Annotated in this window: 20 protein-coding genes; 3 read left to right on the top strand and 17 right to left on the bottom strand. The window is 46.6% G+C overall.

Translation table 11 applies throughout. From position 1 onward, the window contains the following. The first annotated feature begins 101 nt into the window (after window positions 1–101). Entirely contained in the window at window positions 102–1,337 is a 1,236-nt protein-coding gene (gene hmpA, locus MKZ12_RS11055) for an NO-inducible flavohemoprotein (protein ID WP_339260403.1), read from the top strand. Window positions 1,338–1,509: 172 nt separating this feature from the next. Further along, window positions 1,510–2,742 carry a nucleotidyltransferase gene (locus tag MKZ12_RS11050; RefSeq protein ID WP_339260401.1) on the top strand — a complete coding sequence of 411 codons (1,233 nt, stop codon included), beginning with the start codon at window positions 1,510–1,512 and terminating at the stop codon, window positions 2,740–2,742. Window positions 2,743–2,996: 254 nt separating this feature from the next. Here MKZ12_RS11050 and MKZ12_RS11045 read toward each other — a convergent pair whose 3' ends face one another. Next, window positions 2,997–4,037: a SepM family pheromone-processing serine protease gene (locus MKZ12_RS11045; RefSeq protein ID WP_339260399.1), complete on the bottom strand. Its 1,041-nt coding sequence runs from the start codon at window positions 4,035–4,037 to the stop codon at window positions 2,997–2,999. A gap of 313 nt (window positions 4,038–4,350) precedes the next feature. Here MKZ12_RS11045 and MKZ12_RS11040 point away from each other — a divergent pair, with 313 nt between their 5' ends. Continuing rightward, window positions 4,351–5,688 (top strand): nucleoside recognition domain-containing protein, encoded by a 1,338-nt coding sequence (locus MKZ12_RS11040; RefSeq protein WP_339260397.1) that lies wholly within the window; start codon window positions 4,351–4,353, stop codon window positions 5,686–5,688. On the opposite strand, the gene coaD is transcribed toward MKZ12_RS11040, so the two are convergent. The 16 genes from coaD to MKZ12_RS10960 all read right to left on the bottom strand — a co-directional run bounded on the left by coaD (window position 5,666) and on the right by MKZ12_RS10960 (window position 25,528). Next, entirely contained in the window at window positions 5,666–6,172 is a 507-nt protein-coding gene (coaD, locus tag MKZ12_RS11035; protein ID WP_339261377.1) for a pantetheine-phosphate adenylyltransferase, read from the bottom strand. The two genes, MKZ12_RS11040 and coaD, sit on opposite strands and share 23 nt — an antisense overlap. A gap of 1 nt (window position 6,173) precedes the next feature. Beyond that, window positions 6,174–6,782: a 16S rRNA (guanine(966)-N(2))-methyltransferase RsmD gene (gene rsmD, locus MKZ12_RS11030; protein ID WP_339260395.1), complete on the bottom strand. Its 609-nt coding sequence runs from the start codon at window positions 6,780–6,782 to the stop codon at window positions 6,174–6,176. A 301-nt stretch (window positions 6,783–7,083) separates the two neighbouring features. Next, window positions 7,084–7,518, bottom strand: a complete 435-nt coding sequence (locus tag MKZ12_RS11025) for a hypothetical protein (RefSeq protein WP_339260393.1) — start codon at window positions 7,516–7,518, stop codon at window positions 7,084–7,086. A gap of 63 nt (window positions 7,519–7,581) precedes the next feature. Next, window positions 7,582–7,863, bottom strand: a complete 282-nt coding sequence (locus MKZ12_RS11020) for a hypothetical protein (protein WP_339260390.1) — start codon at window positions 7,861–7,863, stop codon at window positions 7,582–7,584. 40 nt (window positions 7,864–7,903) lie between these two features. Further along, window positions 7,904–8,209, bottom strand: coding sequence for a hypothetical protein (locus MKZ12_RS11015; RefSeq protein ID WP_339241499.1), 306 nt, complete (start codon window positions 8,207–8,209; stop codon window positions 7,904–7,906). A gap of 165 nt (window positions 8,210–8,374) precedes the next feature. Further along, the gene (locus MKZ12_RS11010; RefSeq protein ID WP_339260388.1) at window positions 8,375–11,422 is read right to left on the bottom strand and encodes a glycoside hydrolase family 2 TIM barrel-domain containing protein; all 3,048 of its coding nucleotides are present in this window, start codon (window positions 11,420–11,422) and stop codon (window positions 8,375–8,377) included. Between the two features lie 162 nt (window positions 11,423–11,584). After that, window positions 11,585–12,415 carry a carbohydrate ABC transporter permease gene (locus MKZ12_RS11005; RefSeq protein WP_339260387.1) on the bottom strand — a complete coding sequence of 277 codons (831 nt, stop codon included), beginning with the start codon at window positions 12,413–12,415 and terminating at the stop codon, window positions 11,585–11,587. Further along, on the bottom strand, window positions 12,408–13,331 hold the full coding sequence (locus tag MKZ12_RS11000) for a sugar ABC transporter permease (RefSeq protein WP_339260385.1): 924 nt from the start codon (window positions 13,329–13,331) through the stop codon (window positions 12,408–12,410). Before MKZ12_RS11000 ends, MKZ12_RS11005 begins: the two co-directional genes overlap by 8 nt. Before the next feature lie 109 nt (window positions 13,332–13,440). Further along, window positions 13,441–14,724, bottom strand: a complete 1,284-nt coding sequence (locus MKZ12_RS10995; RefSeq protein ID WP_339261376.1) for an extracellular solute-binding protein — start codon at window positions 14,722–14,724, stop codon at window positions 13,441–13,443. Window positions 14,725–15,075: 351 nt separating this feature from the next. After that, window positions 15,076–16,845 carry a sensor histidine kinase gene (locus MKZ12_RS10990; RefSeq protein WP_339260383.1) on the bottom strand — a complete coding sequence of 590 codons (1,770 nt, stop codon included), beginning with the start codon at window positions 16,843–16,845 and terminating at the stop codon, window positions 15,076–15,078. Window positions 16,846–16,863: 18 nt separating this feature from the next. Next, on the bottom strand, window positions 16,864–18,411 hold the full coding sequence (locus MKZ12_RS10985) for a response regulator transcription factor (protein ID WP_339260382.1): 1,548 nt from the start codon (window positions 18,409–18,411) through the stop codon (window positions 16,864–16,866). 273 nt (window positions 18,412–18,684) lie between these two features. Then, window positions 18,685–21,738: a X2-like carbohydrate binding domain-containing protein gene (locus tag MKZ12_RS10980; protein ID WP_339261375.1), complete on the bottom strand. Its 3,054-nt coding sequence runs from the start codon at window positions 21,736–21,738 to the stop codon at window positions 18,685–18,687. A gap of 427 nt (window positions 21,739–22,165) precedes the next feature. Beyond that, complete coding sequence (locus MKZ12_RS10975) at window positions 22,166–23,047, bottom strand: SMP-30/gluconolactonase/LRE family protein (RefSeq protein ID WP_339260380.1); 882 nt, start codon at window positions 23,045–23,047, stop codon at window positions 22,166–22,168. A gap of 15 nt (window positions 23,048–23,062) precedes the next feature. Then, window positions 23,063–23,725, bottom strand: a complete 663-nt coding sequence (locus MKZ12_RS10970) for an SGNH/GDSL hydrolase family protein (protein ID WP_339241486.1) — start codon at window positions 23,723–23,725, stop codon at window positions 23,063–23,065. A 36-nt stretch (window positions 23,726–23,761) separates the two neighbouring features. Beyond that, window positions 23,762–24,550, bottom strand: a complete 789-nt coding sequence (locus tag MKZ12_RS10965; RefSeq protein ID WP_339241484.1) for an alpha/beta hydrolase — start codon at window positions 24,548–24,550, stop codon at window positions 23,762–23,764. A gap of 144 nt (window positions 24,551–24,694) precedes the next feature. Continuing rightward, complete coding sequence (locus tag MKZ12_RS10960; protein ID WP_339260378.1) at window positions 24,695–25,528, bottom strand: AraC family transcriptional regulator; 834 nt, start codon at window positions 25,526–25,528, stop codon at window positions 24,695–24,697. Window positions 25,529–25,632: the final 104 nt, after the last annotated feature.

Genomic DNA, 25,632 nt, shown 5'->3' with positions numbered 1-25,632 from the left:
CCCTTTCGGCACCTACCTATACTTGCTATAAACCGAAGCACAATCAGCTCCATAACAATTTATTATTCAATAATCTCATATTATATCGGGAGGCAAAATGTATGTTAAGTGAACACACTATTAGAGTCATTAAATCTACAGTACCCGTACTTGAAGTTCACGGTGAAGCGATCACACGCCATTTTTACGAAACGATGTTCGCAGCTCATCCGGAACTACTGAATATTTTCAATCACGCAAATCAGAAACAGGGACGACAGCAAGCCGCCCTCGCCAATATGGTATACACCGCCGCCCTGCATATCGATAATCTGTCCTCCATCCTGCCTGCCGTCCGGCAAGTTGCCCATAAACATCGCAGTCTGGGTATCGTTCCCGAGCAATATGCGATTGTGGGCACCTATCTGTTACATGCGATCAAGGATGTGCTTGGAGACGCGGCTACCGATGAGATCATTACGGCGTGGGGCGAAGCCTACAATGTCATTGCAGATGCCTTTATCGGGATCGAACAGGACATGTATTCGGAAGCAGAGAACCAGACAGGTGGCTGGGAAGGATTTCGTACCTTCAAGGTTGCCAAGAAAGTGCAGGAAAGTGGAGTCATCACATCCTTTTACCTCGTCCCAGATGATGGTAAACCAATTGCCAGCTATGAACCAGGACAATACATCAGCATCAAGATCAAACCGGAGGCACAGTCATTTACCCAGATTCGTCAGTATAGCCTTTCAGATATACCGGGTAAACCCTACTACCGCATTTCCGTTAAACGCGAGCTGGGTGGATTAGAACGTCCTGATGGAGTCATATCCACGTATCTCCACGATCACATTGAAGAAGGTAGTCTGGTGGAGCTATCCGCTCCTGCTGGTGACTTTACGCTGGATAGAGACGATAAACGCCATATTGTTCTCTTGAGCGGTGGCGTTGGTCTAACCCCCATGATCAGCATGTTAAATACACTGGTTAACTTGGACAAAAACCGCAAAATTACATTTTTGCATGCAAGTCCGAATGGTCAATCTCATGCGTTCCGTGATCATGTGAACAGTCTGGCCGAACGTTATCAAAGCGTTAAAGCCTATTATTGTTACACTCAACCCGCTGCTTCTGATCGTGAAAATGAGTTTTTTCATAAGGAAGGTTATATGGATGCAGTCTGGCTTCGCCAAGTGATTGATGAACTGGATGCCACCTATTATCTGTGCGGACCCGTTTCGTTCATGCGTTCAGTGTATACGGAGCTGCAGGCGCTTGGTGTTCCAGCAGACCACATTCATTATGAATTTTTTGGGCCAAAAGCAAGTCTTTCTCCCGCACCGGAAAGTGTCTAACTGTTCTGAGATTGTGGAGATGTGATTGGCACAGTCTGACATCCATTGATGTCGGATTTGTGCTTTTTCTTGTCTGAATGAGTGCATGATTTGATCTAATACATGACATCCCCTATGATGGAATGGATGTTATACATACTCGGTTATCCAATCGAAAGGAGTACGTCTAATCATGAGAGCCGTAGGCGTCATTGTTGAATATAATCCCTTGCACAATGGGCATGTCTATCATTTGCAGGAAGCTCGGCGGCTAAGCGGCGCAGACGCCGTTGTTGCGGTCATGAGCGGCCCTTTCCTCCAGCGTGGCGAACCCGCCATCGTGGGTAAAAGGGCGCGCACCGAGATGGCGCTGCACGCAGGCGCCGATCTGGTAATTGAACTGCCGGTGGCTTATGCTGTGCAGCCGGCGGAGTGGTTTGCCTTCGGTGCGGTGTCCTTGCTGGACCGCACCGGCGTTGTGGACTCGCTCTGCTTTGGCAGCGAGTCCGGCGACTTGGACAGCCTGCAGCGCATTGCGCGCGTGCTGGCTGTGGAGCCCGCAGGGATGCGCGAGGACATCGCGCGCCGCCTGCGGGAAGGCGCCAGCTACCCCGCCGCGTACGCAGGCGCGGCGGCGGCACTGGCGCCCGGCGGCGTCGATGTTCGCGACGCCGCTGCACTGCTGGAGCAGCCCAACAATTCGCTTGGGCTGCACTACCTGATCGCGCTGCAACGACTCGGCAGCGCGATCCAGCCCTTTACGGCGGCGCGTACCGGAGCCGCGTATCATGAGGCGACGCCCGGCCCGGGGGCGATCGCCAGTGCCACAGCCGTCCGCCGCCTGCTGATGGCGGACGGGCCCAGCGCCGCCGCGCCATACGTGCCGGCGGCCACTCTTGCCATTCTGCATCGCGAATGGCAGGAAAACCGCGCTCCCATGCACTGGGAGCGCTTTGCACAGCCGCTGTTTCACCTCGCGGCCACACGTCGTGCCTCCGAGCTGGAACGCATCGCCGAAGTCACGGAAGGCTTGGAGCATCGGCTGATCCGTACACTTGCTCAGCTACCGGAGCCTTCAGTCGAAGCACTCCTGAATGCACTGAAGACCAAACGATACACACGCACCAAACTCCAGCGTATGCTCGCCCACCTGCTCCTGAATCACACCAAAGCCGAGTGTTCACCAGAGCAATTGGCTGCCGGACCCGGATATCTACGAGTCCTCGGATTCAATACTCAAGGGCAGAGCCTGCTTAAACAAATGAAGAAGACTGCGTCGTTGCCTGTTGTGCTGAAACCTTCGACGTTCACGCACCATCAACTGGAACTGGATATCCAGGCTCAGGTAGCGTATGGGCTAGCTTGCGAGCATAAGGACACACGCAGGATGTTCAGTGACTACTATGAGTCACCTGTGAGAGTGTAATCCGCTTTTGACCATAAGTTTTAATCCTTTTCATTCCATCATCAAACAGATCATTCATGTCGACTACTGAAAACTAAACTATACAACTATAAAATCCCCTTGCTGGGCGCCGCTCAGGCACATCGCAACAAGGGGATTCTCTCATTGTAATCCTTTGAATCTGTTGACCTTCTCAGATCTCTTCAGTCCGATTTCGTCCGGACTTTATCCATTCGTTTCAACTGGACTCTATCTATTCACGCCCGATCATAATCCTAGGATTTCACGGATAAAGTTTTCAGATACGCCAGCGCATCATCCACCGTGCTCACAGGCACAAGTTTCATTTTGGTGCCGATCTGTTCAGCCTTGGCTGCTGCTTCCTTATAGTTATCCTTCGGCACAAAGAAGATCTCCGCTTCTTTCCGGTCAGCGGCTACAATCTTGTGCACTACACCACCAATGGCACCCACCACACCGTCCTTGGTAATGGTACCTGTACCCGCAATTCGATGCCCCTTGGTCAGATCTCCAGGTGTTAACTGGTTATAGATCTCCAACGTAAACATCAAGCCGGCAGACGGACCACCAACCTGAGTATCTGTAAAGGAAATCTGTTTGTCCGGATCTTCAGGTTTCACCTTCTGAACCGCACCAATCATTACGCCGAGTCCCGGGCGGGTTTCTCCCGTTTTATTGTCTTTTACCTGAATCAGTTTCACGTCCCGGCTAATGGTCTCTCCACCACGTTCCAGTTGCATTTCGACGGTATCTCCAACCTTTTTATCTTTTAACTGGGCAGAAAGCACCGTATTATCCGGCGTAGCTGTTCCGTTCACGCCCAGAATAATATCGCCCGGAGCAATGTCTCCATCGGGTTTTGGATCTTCGGACAGTCCAAATACAAAGATATGTTCAGGTACAATAGAGTAAGCCACACCAGCCTGTTCGTATGCAGCCTCCATTGCAGAGGATTGTGAGTCACTCATGAACCACACCTGTTCGGCAGAGTATTCCGCTTCGCTTTTACCGCGCAGTCGGTCCTCCTTTTTATCCACTTGAGCATTTTGATTGAACAGAGAGGTTCCTAGCAAAAACACATTGGCATATGTTGCCGACACGGTCGTCATCATGAACACACCGCGTTCTTCCTGGTCCCCACCTTTAACCGTTACCATTGGTTTTACTTCATCCGCACTGCCAGGCATATATATGATATACGGCGTTGGCATGTACACGGCAACATAGACGACCAGAGCCACCACGATCACAAAGATCGAAGCTCTGAATCCGCCAGATTTCCGAATCCGATTCATCGCATGAGCCTCCGTTCTTTGTATCTCTATATAAGCTAAACTTTACACTAATCAGCGATCGTAATTCCACCTTGTGAATACTGCCATTCTCCGGTAGATACTCGCTCTGTGTAATGCAGATTTCAGCTCATCTTGTTTCATCATTTTTTTTCAAGTCTAACACTCTGGTCCCTGTGCATACAATGGTACAGGCCGGATAGGCCGCTGTATACAATAGCCTGTCCGGTCAAGGCCGAATCGCCCTTTGGGCGTCATTCGGCCGTCCATAACGATTCAGATGCCGAAGCAGCGTTATCTGATATGAGGTGAAACGATGACATTACAGAGCGAGGTTAGAGATTCTGGCCCATTACGAACGATAATCCTAAGTACCGGCGCTTTAATGTTGGTCATTGCGGTAGTTGCCTCACCCAAAGAAGCGTTTGACGCCTCTATTCAAGGTCTGGATATATGGTGGAAAATCATCTTCCCTGCCATGCTCCCATTCCTCATGTTATCTCAAATGCTTACTGCGTTTGGCTTCACCCATGCAATCGGCGCCTTGCTCGGACCGTTAATGCAACGATGGTTCAGACTTCCGGGCAACGCAGGTCTGGCGATTGCCGTTGGCATGTGCGGCGGATTCCCCGCAGGAGCAGATGCGGTGTCCCGTTTATTTCAGGATAGACAAATTACCGCCAAGCAGGCGGTTGTCCTTGCGGCGGCGTCTCATTTTGCCAATCCGATGATGATCATACTGGTCGTTGGTGCTGCGTTTCTTCACCAGCCAGCGGCCGGATATTTTCTACTCGTAGTCCACTGGATCAGCGGCTGGATCGCTGCCATTCTTGCCACGCGTCTCCTGCCTGCACCGGCTAACCAAACAAACCGGGCTGGCTTGACAGCTGCGCAAGCAGATAACAGCTCTCTTGATTCTCAGCCTGCAAGTCCTGCAAATTCCATAAGTCGCTCATCTGCACCCCACCACTCTATATACAAACGACGCCGTATATGGTCTGAACTGATGATTGCAGCCAGGGAAGCCCATAGTCGTGATGGAAGAGGATTTGGCAAACTGCTCGGTGACACCGTATCACAAGCTGTGCAGACCTTGATGATGACTGGGGGATACATGATCGGTTTTGCCGTGTTTATCCGATTGGTCTCCCTGTATCTGACTCCCGGGTCCTCTGCTGCGCTGTGGCCAGCCTTCTTTGAGCTTCACCTGGGCACCTATCATTTGAGTCAGACTTCACTTACACCCGCGCTGCTCATGTCTCTACTTGCAGCCGTTCTGGGATGGGGTGGTTTATGCTCCCACCTGCAAGTCTCTGCCGTCCTGAAAACAACGGGTCCAAGCAGCAAATCGATGCTGTACTTTGCTGGAGTTCGTCTGACTCATGGATTAATCGCCTTTTTCATCAGTCTGTTCCTGTGGATGCCATTCAGCCGTTACAGCACAGAGGTCTGGACCACATTACAGACGAATGCAGAGAAGGACCTCTCGATACCATTCGGTTGGCTATTCATACATAGTCCAGGTAACACATACACGATCAACACCATTTGGAGCGTCTTCCCTGCTGCATGCATGGGTCTTGCGTTACTTCTTGCAGTCATGATTAGTCTATCAGGTATTACCTTCTGGTTTAACCGCCGGTTTTCTCGCTGATTTTCTGATGGAGCGCTGCTTCCACCTCAGGTGATACAAGATCTGTAACATCTCCATGATAATGAGCGATTTCTTTGACGATGCTGGAACTTAAATAGGAATATTTCGGATTGGTCATCATAAATATCGTTTCCGCATCCGGATTCAACTTGCTGTTGGTCGATGCCAACTGCAACTCGTATTCAAAATCAGTTACCGAGCGTATACCACGAACGATGACCTGAGCTTCCTTTTGCCGGACGTAATTGGCTGTCAGATCACGGAAACTGTCCACCTCCACATTGGGTAGATGGCGGGTTACTTCCGTGATTAGTTCTTTGCGTTCCTCCACCGTAAACAGCGGATTTTTGCTCATATTGTTCAACACAGCCACAATGACGCGATCAAATTGCTTCGACGCTCTGGCGATAATATCCAGATGCCCCATCGTTACAGGATCAAAACTTCCAGGATATACGGCAATCCGTTCCTGTCGATGTATCATTTCAGTCATGAGGAGCCTCCTCTTTCGGTGTAATGGATTCTCCATCTTCTACTGTTTCAGGCGCATAATAATAGATGGATACTGCCGTCTCCCCATACAAAGCCTTGCGCGTTTGTTCAAACGGGCCGAATTGCTCAGGGTAATCATGTTTGGATTCATATTCAAGCACGATGGTTGCTTCCGGTTCCAGAAGTTCCAGTTCGTGCATGGTCAGCATCAACTCGTGCCCATTCTTCATGCGATAGGGCGGGTCGAGAAATACCAGATCAAACGTTGTGCCGCGCTTGGCGAGTGCCTTCAATGCACGACCTGCGTCATTACGGTATACCGCCGCCTGGTCTTCCAGCTTGGTCGCCTTCAGATTCATACGGATGACTTCAATACTTTTCGATTCCAAATCAACAAAAACAGCCTTGTCCATGCCGCGGCTTAGCGCCTCAATACCGAGACCCCCACTGCCTGCAAACAGATCCAATGCTGTGCCGCCCTCAAAATAAGGACCAACCATGCTAAATAACGCTTCCTTCACCTTGTCGGTGGTCGGTCGCGTACCCGTGCCAGGAACAGCCTTCAGCGGCCTGCCTTTCGCACTCCCAGATACCACTCTCACTGACGAGTCACCTTTTCTCTATGTAAGTTTATTGATAAGGCTATCGTACCACATTCGGGTTCCGTTTGAAAAATGCGCGGTCTTCATTCCCCTTGGAAAATTGTTGCCGAATTGCTGACGCATATGTATAAAAAGGAAACAATCGGGCGATTCTATAATTATCGACATCACAAGTGTCGTAGACAACCGCGGAGAAGACTTACGTTTCCCCATAAGCTCTTCGTCCGGTTTCTCCTCTCCCATGAAAAAGAAGCTCTCGAAAGAGGGCTTCTTTTTGTTGTTTTTATTTTAATTTGTTATGTTAGTTAACCTTTTCTTCAAATTCACTTATTTCAGCTTCCTCTTCGGTCTGCAACCATCCGATCTCCCTTAGCCACATGCCCATATCTGCGATAAATTCATTTGTGTTTAGATGTTCAATCTTATACTTCTGTATTTTTTCGCTCAAAAAAGCATAGAACTCATGGCTTAACACATACCGTTGCTTGCTCTTACTTAATGTCTTATAACGATCTTCGCTGACCACCAGATCAAAATAGATGACATTATCCTTCTTCACATGCCTAACCGTTGATCTTCTGTCGTATTCTTCAGGAAGGCACCTGAAAACAAAGAAGAGTTCTATATCAACGACTTGATATTTGCTTTCTGCTTTATCAAATACAGACTGTAACTCATCCGCAAGATTGGCAACTCGCGTTAATCCTGACGTGTCCGTTGATTTGCCCAAGATCATGATTAAGCTCCCCTTCGCTCATAATTCATTCTTCTTGTGCATTAGCTAACTTAGCAAGCTATACTAATTCATCTCTCTTTGTTTCCGATTGGATCGCCGCAAATTAATCAATGGAATGATAAGTACTACAACCGGCAAGAGAAGATTCATGGAACTTGTCTTAATCATCATAAAGGTTAGAAACAGCACCGCAAGCCAGGTCATAATCTCCATCATTTCATATCTGGTTAACGTAAGCTTGAATGCTTTTTTCGAAATGAAGCGAATTAAGAAATAAGCGATTAAACCATAAAACAAGATCATGCCCAATAGGGCAACAAGAATTATCAGGTACATATCCATCATAAAAATCACCACACCTCTAAGTCATCACCTTAATTTTCCCTTACTTCTCTTCTACAACAATCGTTGCGTTGTAGATCACAACACGTTTCCCATTGAGATCGAATAATACTTTGTTGCCATATTCCGTATCTTCCACGTCGATTTTGCCATCATAGGTCTGAATCAATTCACCATTATTGCTGTACACTTTAACGACTCTCTCCAGACCGCCCGAGTTGTTGGACCTCATCGTTTTGAGTGCACGTTCACCCGAAGCCGTATTGAAATACCATATTAAACATCCAACAATGATGCCCAGAAAGACCAACACCGTCACCCATATACCTGTCTTTGCTTTTCTACTCATCTTGAACCCCCTCTTATGTTTCTTGTCTTGTACATTACGAGATCGGAACGAGAACGGTTTCATACGCCTCTCAAGCTGCACATTGACATAACAAAACAGAGGCCTCCGACGAGCGAAGACCTCTGTTCTTATTTAATACATTATTTTTCTGTACGATTCTGGTGCTTACAGTGCACGAATGACGAATTCAAATGTCAGTTCGCCGTCCGAAGGGATCAGGTATTCCGGATGAACCGGAGCACCCCAGCTATCATCACCGCCGACACCCATTTGTTTACCCGCAACAGTCACGACCGTATAGTGCACAGGTGGCAATTCATACGCATGTTGTGCGTTCTCCAGCTCAAATGCCGTATATGGTGAAACATTCAGTTCAACCGGTGTACCAGATGCCTGAATTTTGAAGCCACGTCCCGCGTTGTCTGTCAGTTTGGCCCAACGTACGCCGGTACGGTTGCCCGACTCCTGTGGTACCAGATATGGAGCTACAGTATCAGCTACCTTGCTGCCATGGATGCATAGACGTGCGCCGAATGCGCGGTCTGCATAGTTTTCTTCGGGTCCCATCGCGAGCCATTCCACGTTTTCGAAGTCAGGTGATGTTCTGAAGGACAATGCATGAATCGGCAGGTTCGGCAATCCAGCTGTACCTTTATACGTATTATGCACACGTACACTTCCATCTGCATGAACGGTATACACCACTTTCACTTGTACATCATCCGAAATGTTAAGCTTGTACGTGAACTCGATCCGGTATTGATCCGGTTTCTGTTCCGCTTTCCACTCCACAGAACGTGGCATCAGGCTCGCTGCATACCAGGCACCCAGTTCGAAGCCCATGGCCATACCTTTGTCATTATCCGTCATTGCACGCCAGAAGAGCGGTGCAGGTGGTACAGCAATCGTCTCACGACCAGACAATTTCAGGGAAACCAGTGTCCCGAATTGTTTGGAGAACAGCGCGTGCGTCTTGCCAGCACGAACACCGATGTTAACGTCACCTTCAACCACCTGTACATCACTTACAAGGTTGAAGTCCGTCTGTGCTGCATCATTTACCTGATCCTGTGTGAAAATAAACTGTCCAAATGCCACTTCTTCGCCTTTGTCAGCCCACAGTGTAGCTTCTTTTAACACAAATGCAGTGTTCACAGCGTACTCACCGCCCACCAGGGATTCTGTACCCAGCGGAAGCTTAACTACTGTCTCGCTTTGCGCATCCACGTTCACTTCCAATGTTCCACGCAACACTTCATGTCCCTCACGCTCCAGGCTGTATACGAGTTCCAATGCAGATGTATCTGCGAACAGGTTACCGTTAACGATTCTGACACCTTCACGATCAGGGAACAGCTTGATGTTCTGATACAGGAATTTGACCTCCTGCATTTTCGCAGTTACTTTACGATCAGCATGAACAATACCATTGCCACAGAACGAATAGTCTGATGGACGATCACCGAAATCTCCGCCATAGGCGAGGAATTCTTTGCCATAACGATCTTTTTTATAAATGGATTGGTCGATGTAATCCCAGATGAATCCACCTTGATACATCGGGTATTTGTCTTCCAATTCCGTATATTTGTGCATGCCACCAATAGAGTTACCCATGGCGTGCATGTACTCACAGCTGATATAAGGTTTGATCGGGTTCGCATTCAGGAATTCTTCAATGTCCGCCGGTTTGGCATACATGCGACTCTCCATATCACTTGTCTCATCGAAACGGCGATCATGGAATACACCTTCGTAATGTACCAGACGGGTTGGATCAGCTGATTTGAAGTATTGGGATACTTTGTAGATGACTTCACCGCCGTGTGATTCATTACCACAAGACCAGATCAGAATGGACGGATGGTTTTTGTCACGCTCCACCATCGATACAGCGCGATCCATAACGATATCATGCCATTCCGGTTTGTCACCTGGAATAACCCAAGAAGGCTCAACGGCGCCAAGCTTCTGCCAAGATCCGTGTGTCTCCAGATTCATCTCGTCAATAACATAGAGTCCATATTCATCACACAGCTCGTACCACAGACTTTGGTTTGGATAGTGTGACGTACGTACGGCATTCATGTTGTTCTGTTTGATCGTACGAACATCCCACAGCATGTCTTCCTTCGTAACCGCACGTCCACGACGCGGGTTGAACTCATGACGATTCACACCTTTGAATACGATACGTTTACCATTAATGTGCATGACTTTGTCAATCATTTCAAATGTACGGAAACCAACGGCTTGAGGAACAACCTCAACCAGTGTACCCGCAGCATCATATACACGAATATAGAGGCGATACAAGTATGGAATCTCTGCGCTCCACAGGTTCACTGTACCAATGTCTTCACGAAGACTTACTTGACCATCGTTAACCTTGGATTCAAACGTTTTTACGGTATTGCCTTCACGATCACGAAGTTCAGCCTCTACACGTGCTCCAGCAACCGCTTTTCCTTCCAGTTTCAAATCTAGTTGTAAGGTACCGTTCGTATAGGACTTGTCCAGATCTGTGCGAACATGAACATCACGTACGTGTGCAGCAGGGACCGTATACAGATACACATCTCTGAAAATACCGGAGAAACGCCAGAAATCCTGATCTTCCAGCCAGCTGCCTGTGCTGCGTTGATACACTTCGACTGCCAGTTTGTTCTCACCATCCTGAAGGAATGGCGTCAAGTCAAAGTCAGACGGCGTAAAGCTGTCCTCCCCGTAGCCTACAAATTGTCCGTTAAGCCATACATAGAATGCGGACTCTACACCTTGGAAAGAAATATATACGGGATTTGACTCCCAACCTGTCGGCAGGTGGAACGTGCGAATATAACTTCCAACAGGGTTTTTATCCTGGGGCAATGCCGGTGGACGAATTTCGTTCAGGCCATCCCAAGGGTATTGTGTGTTTACGTATTGAATCTGTCCGTATCCTTGTAACTGGATATGTCCCGGAACTTCAATGTCATCCCAGCCTTCACTGGGAAAATCGGATGTATAGAAAAATTCAGGACGGCTGTCTGGACGAATGGCATAGTTGAATTTCCACGTACCATTCAGATCATAACGCATGGACATCGCGCCTGAACCTACTGCCTCGTCCATTGTTTGGTAATAACGGTGATCGGAATAAGCATGAAGGCGGTTCACCTCAAATACACTTACGTCTCCCAACCAGTTGATATCTGCCTTTGTTGCTTTCATCGGCTCTCTCTCCCTTAAAAACGGTATAGTTTGGCTTATTCAAGGTTCATGTGAATTTCCACTTGCATTCATACAAAATACAAAAAAGACAGAGGTACGCCTGACAGGCGTCCTCTTCTCTTTCCTGCACTCGTCCGATACGGACGCATTATGCGGTTATGCTTATTTCACGGAACCTACCATACCTGCAACAAAATGTTTCTGCATGATGAAGAATACGATTGCTGTAGGTAGTGTTGCAATAACGATCGCTGTCATGATTACTCCATAATCTGGAGCATAACCAGCACCAAGATTTGAGATCAATAGCGGAATCGTTTGTTGGTCAGGCGTTTGCAATACAATGAGTGGCCACAGATAGTTGTTCCAGCTACTCATGAATGTAATAATTGCTGCCGCTGCATATGTTGTTTTCATTGTTGGCATATAGATCTTCAGGAAGATGCCGAGTTCGCTCAAACCATCAATACGTCCAGCTTCCAGCAAGTCTTTCGGGAACATTTTGGTGTTCTGACGGAAGAAGAAGATCAGGAACGCTGTTGCAATGGTTGGTAAGATAACTGCTGCCATCGTATTGATTCCGATAACCGGTGCAACTCCCGAGATTGTTGCAAACATGCGATACAGGGGTACCATGATTGCTGCAAACGGGATCATCATGGATAACAACAGGATGTTAAACACGATATCACGGGACTTCGTACGGAATACCTCGAATCCATAACCTGCCATGGAACCAATCAACAGCGCCAGAGCAGTCGAGACGATCGAGATAATAGCCGAGTTCCCGAGAGCCTGCACGAGATTTGTCGAATCAAGCAGTTTGTTAAAGTTATCAATGAAAGCCGAACCCGGTAACAATCTGCCTTTGGTTACATCAACAGACGCATTCGTTGAACTGACCAACATCCAGAAGAATGGAAAAATGGATACAAAAGCGACGATGGACAGGAACACATAAGTGAAAATTCGTTTTGCATTAAATTTAGCCATTTTTATTATCACCTGCCACTTTAAACTGGATAATGGACAATACAATGATCAAAATTACAATGGAATATGAAACCGTTGCTGCATATCCAAAGTCCGGTGAATATTTGAACGAAAGGTTGTAGATATACTGTGAGATCGACATGGTCGCATTACCTGGACCACCCTTGGTAATATTCATAATCTCATCGAAGATTTGCAATGTACCAATCGTTGATGTGATCGATGTGAAGAGGATAATGGGTTTGAGCAAAGGAACTGTAATTTTGAAAAATTGGGTGAATGCATTGGCTCCGTCTATTTTGGCTGCTTCATAGATCGATTGATCGATGTTCTGCAGAGATGACAGATAGAAAATCATGTTATATCCGGTCCAACGCCAAGTAACGGCGATTATGATCGTAATTTTAGCCCAGAACGGGTCTGTGATCCATTGAATTGGATCACCAATAATGTGCAAGCCCATCAAGAATTGATTGACCATTCCATCAGGTGCAAACAAATATTTGAATACAACGGAATAGGCTACCAATGAAGTTACACAAGGCAAGAAAATGGCTGTGCGGAAGAAACTCCGGAAGCGCAGTGTGCTGTCATTCAGCAATACGGAAATAAACAAACCGAGAATAATCATTACTGGCACTTGAATGATCAAGTAGATGAATGTGTTCGATAATGCTGTGCGGAACGTTGTATCAACTAACAATCTTTTGTAGTTCGCAAGGCCCGAAAATTCAAGATTGGCTCCTTTGCCAGACTTGAATGATAAGAGCAGCGCTTGAATCATCGGATAAAAGTAAAATGCTACAATTCCGATAACAGCCAGCAAAACAAAAGCCCATCCAGTCAAATTACTTTTCTTTTGGAGACTGTCTCCTGTATTTATGGCTTTCACAGTATGGCTCCTCTCTCTCTCCATGGAACATGGATAGAACCCACAGAGCCTCTCGCCTTATCCGGTTCGACTTGCGCCAGACAAGGGAGACGGCTCCGAGTTACCTTGGGTTCTATAAGTTACCTTGGGTATCCTAGTTTAATTGTGCTTCAGCTTGTTTTTGTGCTTCAGCCAAAACTTCATCAATTGATTTACCATTCAGGTACGCTTGCATTTCAACAACCAGAATGTCTTCAATTGCATATGTGTTGCTACCATAGTTTACATTTGGAATTTCTTTGGTCCAATTTGCGAAATCACTGAAGATTTTTTGACCGCTGAAGAACTCATCTGGCTTGTTGTACGCATCACCATCAGTAGCCGGTTTGTACGTACCGATCGCACCAATGTTTGTCAACAAGTCTTGGTACAATTGTTTGTCAGAACCAAATGTTTTAGCCATGAAGTCAGCTGCTTGATCTGCACCAGGTACATTGTTCATAACATACCAGGAGCTACCGCCCAAGTTGGATGCATGTACAGAGTTAGATTGACCAGCCATTTTCGGCATTGGAGCTACAGCCCATTTACCGGATTGGGATGCTTCTTGACGTACAGATGGTGAGAACCAGTTACCTGTAGGAATTGTTGCTACGCTACCGTTATTGGCGTTGGCAACGAATTGACTCCAGTCAGAGTGCAATTTAACAATGTTGGCATCCATCATTTTTTTGTACGTTTCGAAAGCTTCTTTCAATGCAGGGTTACTGCTAATGTCAGGTGTTTTGCCATCTTCTGCAGTGTACCATTTTCCTGCTGTTTGGATCATCATGCGAATGATTCCAAGATCATTCGGGTCAAGAGACAGCAGCTCTTTACCTGTTTTTGCTTTTACATCTTTACCGATTTGGATGTAATCATCCCAAGTGATGTCTTGCAAGTCAGCAGACTTGTAGCCCGCTTGTTCCAGCAAATCCGTTCTGTAGTACAAACCTGCTACGCCGGAGTCAAATGGAACTCCATATTGTTTGCCCTCATAAGAAGTTGGTCCAATTTTGTAATCTGCAAAATCGGAAGCTTTAATTGTAGAAGACAAATCTTTAAACGCATCCGGATACGCACTCAGGAAGCTTTGTGCACGATAGTCTTCAATCAATACAATGTTTGGAAGACCGCTGCTTGTTCCAGAGTTCAATCCTGTGTTCAGCTTCTGGATAATCGCATCTTGAGCATTCTCAATGATGTTGATCTTCAAATCAGGATTTTCTTTTTGATAAATTTCTTTTGCTTGTTCAAGAGCAGCGACATTAAATGCTTTGTCCCAAGCCCAGATCGTAATTTCGTTTGTTTTTTCATCTCCACCACTGGCAGAATTACCTCCACCACCGGATGAACATGCGGACAACAGCAGTACTGTAACGAGCATCAATACCCACATTTTTTTCAAAACGTTCAACTCCCCTTCGACCTCTTTGTGTGTAATTTGTTTGCGTTTTCTGAAAGCGGTTGCTTTCGATGTATTCATCTTATCATTCCCATATCTCCATTCGTTAGTAATAATTTTGTGCGGATTTGTCATCTTATTGCCACAATGAAAACCTTTACAGAAACCGTTTGCATTAAATTTGGTTTTTTGTAATTTCTTTTGATTTTGTATTATCTTGATCTTGAAATCGTACAAATATGTGTTTTCATTGCAACTCTGACACACCAAAATCCCCCGTTTCTGCAAAAATACAGCCACGAGGGATCTTGATTTTAATCGTATTTAATTGAAACAGGCTAGAATTCAACCCGTGATTAAAGGCAGTGTAACGGTGACTCTCGTCCCTTCCCCGACTTTACTCATAATGGTAACACCATAAGGCGAACCATATAATAACTCAATACGGTCATGTACATTGCGAATACCGATCCCGCTGAAAAGTTGACGATTATTTTTCGGATTGGGCAACGTTTCTCCCATGACAAATCCTTCAATACCATCGCCATTATCCATAATCTCACAGATAAGTGATTCTCCTGCTCTGGACACCATGACATGAATCGTACCCGTGTCTTTCTTGATAAATCCATGGAAAAATGCGTTCTCGATAAACGGCTGGATCACCAGTTTGGGTATATGATAGTGTGTACAATCCGGAGCAACGTAAAAAGCTGCTTTAATTCGGCCACCGTATCTGACGTGATTAATGAAGACATAATTTTTCAAATTCTCAACTTCTTGCTCCACTGTAACCGTCTGACTCACATCACTGATCGTATTTTGCAGCAATCCAATCAAGGCATTAATGGTATCCGCAGCCCTGTCCTTGTTGCCTTGTTGCACCAGCACTTTGACAGATGCAAGTGTATTGTACAAGAAATGAGGATTAATCTGACTCTGTAATGCCGCAAGCTCTGCGTTTCGTTGTTCATGCTGTGTCTGTACTAATTGATCCACATAATCATGCAATTCATCAAGCATGTAGTTGTACGCATGGCCCAGTTGCCGACTCTCGTAACTGCCACTAACCGGTATGTAGTTATCCAGATCACTTTTCGTGATATTAGACATCTGCTTCACCAGTCTGCGCAGAGATTTGGTGATTTGGCTGGTAATCAGAAACACCAGAACAAGCGCACCGATAACGATCGCTGTACAGATCAACGCAACCGTCTTCATGTCAATGAGCTGCCCCATCGCCATATCTTTATCCACCACATTAATCAGGTAAAACCGATAAAAGGGTAAATACTCGGATAGAACAATGCTCTCCTGCCCCATGACACGAGCATTAATACTTTTCGAAGCGTCCCCACTCAAATCCTTAGCATATGTGAGTAGCTCCGGCTGAATTGTTCCGATCCAGTCCATACGGTTTGAAGATATGATTTCGCCCTTTTCGTTCATAATGACCACATCATTACCCCGACTCGTGAAACTGGAATAGAACTGTTGGAACTCCACTTCTCTCATCGTGACATAAAGTGTCCCGTATATATGACTTCTTGTTCGATCCGTCAATGCCTTTGTTGCAGAAATCATCTGCAGTTCGCCTTCACTGGTATCACCACGGTAATAGTCAAAGATTAGCCGACTCGGCGACTCGAGCGCTTCTTTAGTAATAGGCTCCTGCTTCAATTCATCTCCTGTCTTCTTAATGTAAGCCGGATTGGTGGAAAAACTTCGTCCGTTCACACCCACAATGGTAATCCCCACTTCATATGACTCGATAATGGTTTGAACCCGGTTCATGGTTTCACGCATATTATAGAAAGATTTGGCCGTTGAGACTGAGTCTGCATCCCCCTCAGACAGAAATCCCCGAATGGCACCACTTTGAGTTACATTATTGGTAACCGCAGCAATCGATTCATTAAAAGACTCAAAATTGGTCTTGATCTGATTAAGCACTTTGGAGTTTGTGATACTGAACGTCTCGGTAAACAGATTGGTAGACATATGAATGGTCGTCCATAAGATGAGTACAGAGACGAGAACAATACTGATGACCATAACCAGAAACAACTTGGGAAATAAACCGAGACGAGATAATCTGTTCATCCATTTCTTCATGATCTTATCCTTCTGACTTTATGCCCAGAATTTGCGCCGGTATCGGCTTGGTGATAGTCCGGTGAATTTTTTGAACACTTTGCAAAAATAACTATGATCGGAATAGCCTACCATACTGCTAATTTCAGAGATCGTTACATCATCGGATCGCAGCAGTTCCTCGGCTTTTTCAATCCGAATTTTATTCAGATATTCATTAAATCCTTCTTTTTTGTGAGATGAAAAATAACTGGATAAATACGATGGATTGAAATGAAAGTGCTTGGCTACTTCAGCAAGTCCGAGTGGCTGGTCAAAATGCTCATGCATATAATCCAGCAGCATCTTCATATTCGGGTCACTTCGTTTTCCACCTGCACCGGCGGTGCACTCCTGAACTTCCGTCATAAACTGATCAAGTACAGTCATGACTTCGTCCAGACTCGAAGCCCCGTCCACATTTTTGAAATACGTATATTTGCTCTCTTCCAACCCGGAAGACTGAACATCCATATCCGCGAGGGTAATGGTCACATTGAAGATCAAGTTACCGAGAAATGATTTGATCTCAAACACATCGGCAATATAATCCCGTCCAAGGGTTGTCGCATGTTCCTGTAGATACTCTCTTGCCGTTTCGACCCGGTTACGCTTCACATGCTGTAAGAACATATTCACATTAAACTGATAACCAGCGGGATGCAGTGGAGGCAGTTCACCATACACCAGAATGGGTCGATCCTTATAATAGAAGCGATATTCCATCAGTTTAATCAGGCGTTCGCGATAGACAACACCCATCTGTTCAAATGAAGTAAAGCTTTCACTAAGTACCCAACCAGGACCGCCTTCTCCTGTAGCTTTTTCACTCGCCAACTGTCTAATCCGTTCAACCAACCAGCCATCTCTCGCGGGATCGACATTAAGAAGCATCACAGGTAATGTACCCTCTGCCGGAACCATAGCACATTCCACTTCAGGCAGATCACTGCGGAGCCTGGATTCCATCTGTTCCTGATCCAGCTTCAGTCGCTTCCCTCCAGCATCCATCGGTTCATATACAAGTAAACGAAAGGATTTGTGGGGAAAGGTATCTCGTATCATCGCCATTTCACTATCTTCATCCAATGTAAATCCGGATAACATCTTCTCCATCAGCTGTCCAAGTCTCCAGCCATCGTGCGACGGCTCAAACTGCAGCTCCGGAATTTTACCCGCTGTGCGTTGAAGGACCTGCAATAATTCATTCGTGTCCAGCTTCGGTTTCAGTATATAATCTGCTGCTCCGTGCTGAAGCGTAGATCGTACATATTCGAACTCACTGAAACTGCTAAGTACAATAACTTCAATCTGCGGATTATTGGCTTTTAGTGTACGGACAAACGTTTCACCATCCATGACAGGCATGACAATGTCGGTAATCACAATATCCGGTTTTAACAGGCTCACCTGCTGTAAACCTTCTTCACCGTTGGAAGCTTCACCCACAATGATAAATCCTTCTGCTTCCCAGTTCATATGATGCTTTATGCCCTGCCTTACCAGAAACTCATCGTCAACAATCAGCACCTTGCACAACCGGTTCATGATCGCGACCCCCTTGTCTAATCTTTCCTCTATATCTGTACAGGCTATACCAACTTATTATATATCGGTTATAAACACTTTCCAGTGTTAGCGGTTACATTAAAATTAAATTGATTGTACATCTTTTTATATCCTAAAACGATCGTATATTCAATGGTAACTATCTATAGTTTACACTATATTTCGACAAAATAAGAAGTCCTGAATCGCCTTTCGATCATTTGGCGAATCAGGACCCCTATTTTCAATCTTTTATTATGTTAAATCTATCCCTTATGGTTCAATTCCCCACTGGAGACTTCCCGCGATATAACCCGTGACTTTGGACCACTCCGTATAGGCGGTCTGACTGCCTGCAAAAGAATAATCATCCGTTTGCGTATAGTTGGTCCAATTGCTCTTGGAGATGCGAGTATGGATTTCCGTGCTTTGTCCTGCATTTAATATTCCAGCCGAAGCTGTGAAGCCGATCTCAAGCACGTGATCGGCACCCGTCCGTACTGGATTGAGTGCACTGAATGTACCTGTTACATTCGAACTGCCGGCTGTCGCCCAGTCAGCGAAGAAGTTCTGAGGCTGTTCACCGTTTATCGTGTAATAGTATCTGATTTTCACATCAGACAGATCCAATGCTGTAGTGCCCGTATTCGTCAGTTTGAATTTGGGGCTGATGGAGTTGCCCGTTGCCGATGTGTTGCTATTAAACATTTCAATGCGGATGGTTCCAGCTGGTGCAGCTGTCGTGTCTTTGATGAGCAGATTCAAGGTAGCATGAGCGCCTGCGCTGAATTGAAAGGTTAGTGCCGCTGCGCCATTTGGCAGGGAAGCCAGATAATTTTTACTCAATACGACCTCATTGCCTGTTAACGTGTAATCTGTACCCGAAACCAGCGTTGCATTCCCATTACGAATGGATACAAGTGTATTGCCGTTCAGCGTTAACGTGACTGGAATATCAACCTGATTACCGGCTTTGCGATCAAATTCGGCTGTAACTGGTGTAATTGCAGAGTTGGTTACTGGTGTTGTACCCCCGCCGTCTCCTCCGCCATTGTTACCTCCAACACGGTCAGCATACAAAATTCCGCGGCCATTCGTTCCGAGATATACTCTGCCATACAAACGTGGATCACCTGTAATTGTGGTTACACGAGCATACTGATGCTGATCATCGTTGATACGAACCCAATTAGCCCCACCGTCATCGGAGCGGAAGAATCCACGTGTTCCATCGATCTGTGCAACCGTATATAACGCAACAACGTTCTGCCCAGGGGCCGCTTTACCAAATCCGATACTGTCTGCTTCCTCTACATTGGCAAGCTTCGTGAATGTCGCTCCTGAATCCGTGGAATGCCACAATCCGTAAGGACCTGCTTCCTCACTACCACCTGCAAACCATAGTTCACCTTCAACACCTGGAACGGCATCCAGATCGGCATTTCCTTCCACTGGAAGTCCGGTCGCAGATGATGCCGTGAAGGTAGCGCCACCATTCACACTCACATAGATTTTGCCCGCTGCGAATCCATAGAATTTGTTAGGGTTGACACGATCTGAAACCACTTTCGCCTGGGCAGGTATCCCCGTACTTGCCGTCCAGGAATTGCCACCAGTCGAGTAATGTACACCTTTGTCTGACGTACTCCATACCAGTCGGTTACCATCTGCAGAGATGGCTACAGTCCCCCCTCCGGTTGTGCCGGCAGGTTCTGCATTTGCTTTATACCATGTCGTGCCTCCATCACTGGACAAACCAATGGATCTTGCATTTGGATCGGCAGCATAATCTGCTTTCCCTACGCGAACCATCGTATTCGGACTTAACTCTGCAAAATCCAGACTTTCTGTGGAAGGATAGTTCGGACTCGTAAATATGGTCGCTGGCGCCTGGTCCAGATTGTTATGACGGAATCCGGAGACATCCCCCAATCCGCTTACCAAATGTGCACCACTTGGCGGGCTGATCAGATCCAGTACTGCAATCTCTTCAACACCTTTAGCCATCACTGAAATATTGATTTTTTCGTCATCATCCCAGTCTGTCAGGTTCTTTGTTCCATAGATCGTAGCACCTGTTCCATACATCATGCGATCCGAATCAAACGGATCAATCTCCAGATCACCGATCATCCAGCCCAGTTTTGGAGTAGTTTCGGGTGGGGCAGGATTCGTGCCAAATGTGAGCCATGGCGCTGCCGAAATATCCTGTGTATACCGTAACTTCCGGTTCGGATATCCATCAAATTCCCATATGCGTGTCCATGTCGCTCCCCCATCTGTACTGCGGAACAACGTGGCATCAGGCCACCAGGAATTCAATGTCGCAACCATCAATGTACCGGGATTCTGGGCATCGACAGCCAATCCGCCATATCCAAAATAATTATCCGTGCTGCTGCTTGGAACAGGGCTGATGTTGGTCCAGACACCTGTTGACGTGTTCAGTTTCCAAACGTCACCTTTTGTCCCATCATAGGGTCCAACACCATCGCTGTACGTAATATAGAGGCTTCCATCTGAATCAAACACACCATGATGCGGGATATAACCTGTTGGTTGACCCGCAACAGCTGACCAGGTCAGGCCGCCATTCGTACTTCTATATACACTCTGAGCTTTATCCGCAACACCCACATAGATAGTCTGGGTTGCCTGCCCTGCCGAACCTGTTGTTTTGTCAAACGTAATCCATGCCAGGCCTACGATGTCACTGGTATACTCATTCGAAGGGTCTTGCACATAATTCCCCGGATTCGGGAAGCTTGTGACTTCGTTCCAGGTCACACCGTAATCAGTACTTTTCCATAAACCATGACCACTTCGTGCACCGAAATACAGGATACGGTTATCATTCGGATCCACGCTCAAGCGTTCGCCCATCGAACGTCCTGGCATGTTACCGCCCACTTTGAACGGAAGTGTTGTAGTCTGCCATGTATCTCCCCGATCCGAAGAACGCAAGATGGAACCATTATTTTGGTCCCACGAGTTCGTATACGTCCCAACTGCCATATACACGCGATCAGGATCAACCGGGTCCGTAGCCAGTGCGTCCACACCATTCTTGTTCCAGTCATCCCAGCCAACAAAATCCGTTAAGGGTATCCAGCTCTCGTCATCCGCATTCCAGCGATAGGCTCCCCCGATATCCGTACGGGCATAGATCAGATCCTTTTCAGATTCGTTGAAAATAATACCCGGTACAAACCCGCCTCCTGCACCTGTCACCACATTTTTCCACTCATAGGCGTCACTCGGCGCCGCCGATGTAGTTCCAGCAAGTCCTCCCAGCGAAGCAGTTACTACAGCAACTGTCAGGCTCATGATTCGTAATTTCCCCATAAACGTTCTCATATCAACTTATCCTCCTCTTTAACTTTGTTACTGCATTTTGGTCTATCCCCGCTGTCTCATCGTGCTGATGATGGCGTGCCAGACGAATCAATGCATCCCTTGATACAAGAAGTCTCACCTCCCTCCAGCCTTATTGTTAAGCGCTTACATAATCATTCTTAATTCACGGTTATATGGATAATACTTTCAATAAATAACATTCGATGGAAATTCAAAAACCCCTCTGTCGAAATCGTTTTTTGTAAAATATTTTTAGTGTTTAAACTTGTCTGTACAATAAAAAAAGATGCTGTTAGAACAGCACCTTTCGACATGTTATATTTTATATAAGAGTACAAAATGAATCATTTCTTACCTGGCCGACCAGACAGAAGTTCACTACATGATTGGCACCTGTTTATTTCGAGCTACCATAGGCATGAGTCTCCTGACCTTTAACTCCCGGTCTGACGACAAACAGTGAACCCGCATCCGGCGTCGCTTTCAGACGTTCTTCCTTAATCCCTATACGTGCTGTTGTAATGTAAAGTTCTTCGAGATCGGGTCCGCCAAAACAGCAGGAGGTTACCTGATCTGCCGGTATATCAATCTGTTGCAACAGTTCAGATGTATCCGGGTTCCAGCGAGTGATTCTTCCTCCGCCCCAATGTGCAACCCACAGCATGCCCTCACCATCAACCGTCATGCCATCCGGAAAACCGAATTCCTCCGGTATATGAATGACACTTGTCCGATTCTGTATCGTACCTGCTGTCAGATCAAAATCAAACCGGTCAATCGAACGTGTAGGAGTATCAATATAATACATGGTCTTCCGGTCCGGACTCCAACCCAGACCGTTGGATGTAGATACACCTTGTACCATCGTGCGAACAGGTTGTCCTTCCTCCAAACAATACAATGATCCGGCTTTGCTTTCATTATTCATGCTCATCGTGCCTGCCCAGAAACGGCCCTTTGCATCACACTTGCCATCATTAAACCGATTGGTATCCTTATCTTGTTCGGGGTCCTCAATGGCATGCAGCTCACCCGTAATCAGGTGAAACGTATGAAACCCACTGCGTAATGCAACCACAACCTCGTCACCCCGATACGGAACAACCGCGCCGACATGTTCACCCACATCATAAGCTTGATCCTGACCTGTAGCCGGATCATACACATGCACCTTGAAACTTTCAATATCTACCCACAATAATCGATTGTTCTCCGCATCCCAGCTCGGCCCTTCCCCCAGCAATGCGGGGGTTTGTACTGCAATAGTTACATTGCTCATGCCATCACGTCCTTTTTAAGATTTGACGCCGCCCGACCATTCGAATCCGATGGCATCCAAAAATGCTTTGGACAGTACCATATGGCCCGTTGCATCCGGATGTACTCGGTCATAAGTCAGCACAGACGTATAGAAATGATCCCAAAATGGAGCAAATGCAGCCTGTGTATCCACATACACCGCATCATACTCGCTGGCAACCCTGCGTACCGCTTCTCCGTAGATATCCATCGTGGCCCGCATCGGATCTTCCGGATTGGCCTCAAGGTAATAAGGCGTCATCAATACCAGTCCTTTTAGGTTGGGACGAACCGAAGCCACCAGTTCACGCAATGTGGATTCGTATTCTTCAAGAAACACATGGGAGTCTGTTGAGAGTGGGTTATCAAACTGACGCCATACATCGTTAATACCGATCATGATTGTGAGCCAATCCGGTTTAAGGTCCAGCACATCACGATCCCAGCGCTGTTTCAGATCACGAATCGTATTCCCACTATTACCCACATTCTGGACACGCAACATCAATTCCGGATAGATGGATCGCAACAGGGCATAGACTTGCGCTACATAACCATGGCCCAGACCTGAACTTCCTTCGCCTACAGGATGTTCCCGACCACAGTCTGTGATCGAATCTCCGATAAACAGAAGCTTATCATTTTTCTGCAATTTCATTGTCATTTACTCCTTCGCTCTAAAGCGCTAATATAATTACCAGCCTTGGTTCTTAAGCCATGTCAAGCATAGATCCGACCATACCCGAACGGCTGGGTTGTCCTCAGCCAATCCAAGTCCATGTGAGCCCTTTTCAAAAACATGCAAGTCATAAGGAATGCCATGCGCACCCAATGCCAGTGCATAACGCAAGCTATTCTCTACAGGTACTGCCTGATCATCACTGGTGTGCCAGATGAACGCTTCAGGAGCATCCGCTCTCACCTGCTGCTCCGCGCTGAAAGCTTTAATCTGCTCGGCAGACGCGTCAGATCCAAGCAGATTTTCACGGGAACCGGCATGTCCATAGGACTCCATCGTAATGACCGGATAACAGAGAATAACCCGGTCCGGGCGTGAACTCTGGCGTTCAATACGATCCTCATGATCGTGTTGTCCCTCGTCATACAGCGTTCCCAGTGTTGCTGCAAGATGTCCTCCTGCGGAGAAACCAAGTACTGCAATCTTGGCAGGATTGATGCCGTACTGCTCGGCATGCGCACGAACATAACGTATGGCACGCTGACCATCTGTTATCGGTGCTGGATGCTGGTGAGGTGCCACCCGATATTTCAGGACAAATGCACTGATGCCTGCACGGTTCAGCAATTCGGCTATTGGAGCACCTTCATGATCAGCCAAAAATCCATAGCCACCACCAGGGCATACAATGACAGCGCTCTCGGAACCGGGCTGAATAAATGGAATCAAATGTGGCATGTCGTCTTCATGACCCTGCGCTGCATAAGGTGCAGCATGATCCCATAAGGGTATCGTGGTTGTCATCTTCAATCATCCTCTCCAAGTAGAACGGATACTAAGTGTCCGTTTAAACGTTTTCGAATCTCAGGAATCGATACCATCATAACGGCAATGACCCTCATGCATCAATACCTTCCTGGCATCACTTTTTAATCATTTGAGTACAAGTTAGTACAAATTACGGAACTGTTCGGGAGTCACTCCCTCAATCCTGCGAAAAGTAGCAACAAAATGGCTTGAATCCCGAAAGCCAACCCGAATTGCAGTTTCCTTAATCGTCAGGGCAGTATCACCTGTCATGATTTCCTTGGCTTTGCGAATACGCAGCAGAATGAAATAACTATAGGCTGTCATGCCAAAAGACTGTTTGAACAAGGTGTTCAAATGCCTGGATGAGATCCCCGTAACGGCAGCCATATGTTCAAGCCCAATCTCGGGATTCCCATAATGCTGCTCCATGAATGCAATGAGTGGGGCCAATCTCTCCACGGCATGTGAGATGGAATGACGATTGCCCGTCATACCATGTTTTTTGAGCATAATCAGAAATCGGTATATATCCGCTGACGCTTCGAGTCCCGACAAATCTTGATCACTGCTGATTGACTCCAGTACCTCCTGGCCGTAATTGTTAAATGGTCTGCCCTTCTCCCACTGATGGAATGCCGCTTCACCCAGACCAAGTGACTCCATGATTGCCGGACACTGCGAACCGCCAAATGTAATGTATAGTGTCTCCCACTCCCCCTGAGCGCGCACATATTCATGCGGTTCATTCGGAGGCAGCAAAATACCGGATGCTTCCCCCAGTATGACCGTGGACCCAGCAAACTTGAATTCTCCGGCTCCCTTCACGGTCTGAAGCCAGTGATAACAGGGATACCCCGCAGGTCTGGACACCTTCTCCTGATTGCCGTTATAACCCAGACTCTCAATATAAAGAGGCAGCGGCTGATCACGTGATGTCATGAAATATCGTTGATGTCGGGGTGAGATAAACATGGGATGCCTCCTTAGGTATAGGCTGAATTAGACTTCCGTATTCTTATATGAGTCATTACTTTTATTATATTTTAAAAGTCATATGTATCATATAGTATAGGATT

Source organism: Paenibacillus sp. FSL R5-0713 (assembly GCF_037973325.1).
GTDB lineage: Bacteria > Bacillota > Bacilli > Paenibacillales > Paenibacillaceae > Paenibacillus.
This window is presented reverse-complemented; position numbering and strand designations above follow the sequence as displayed.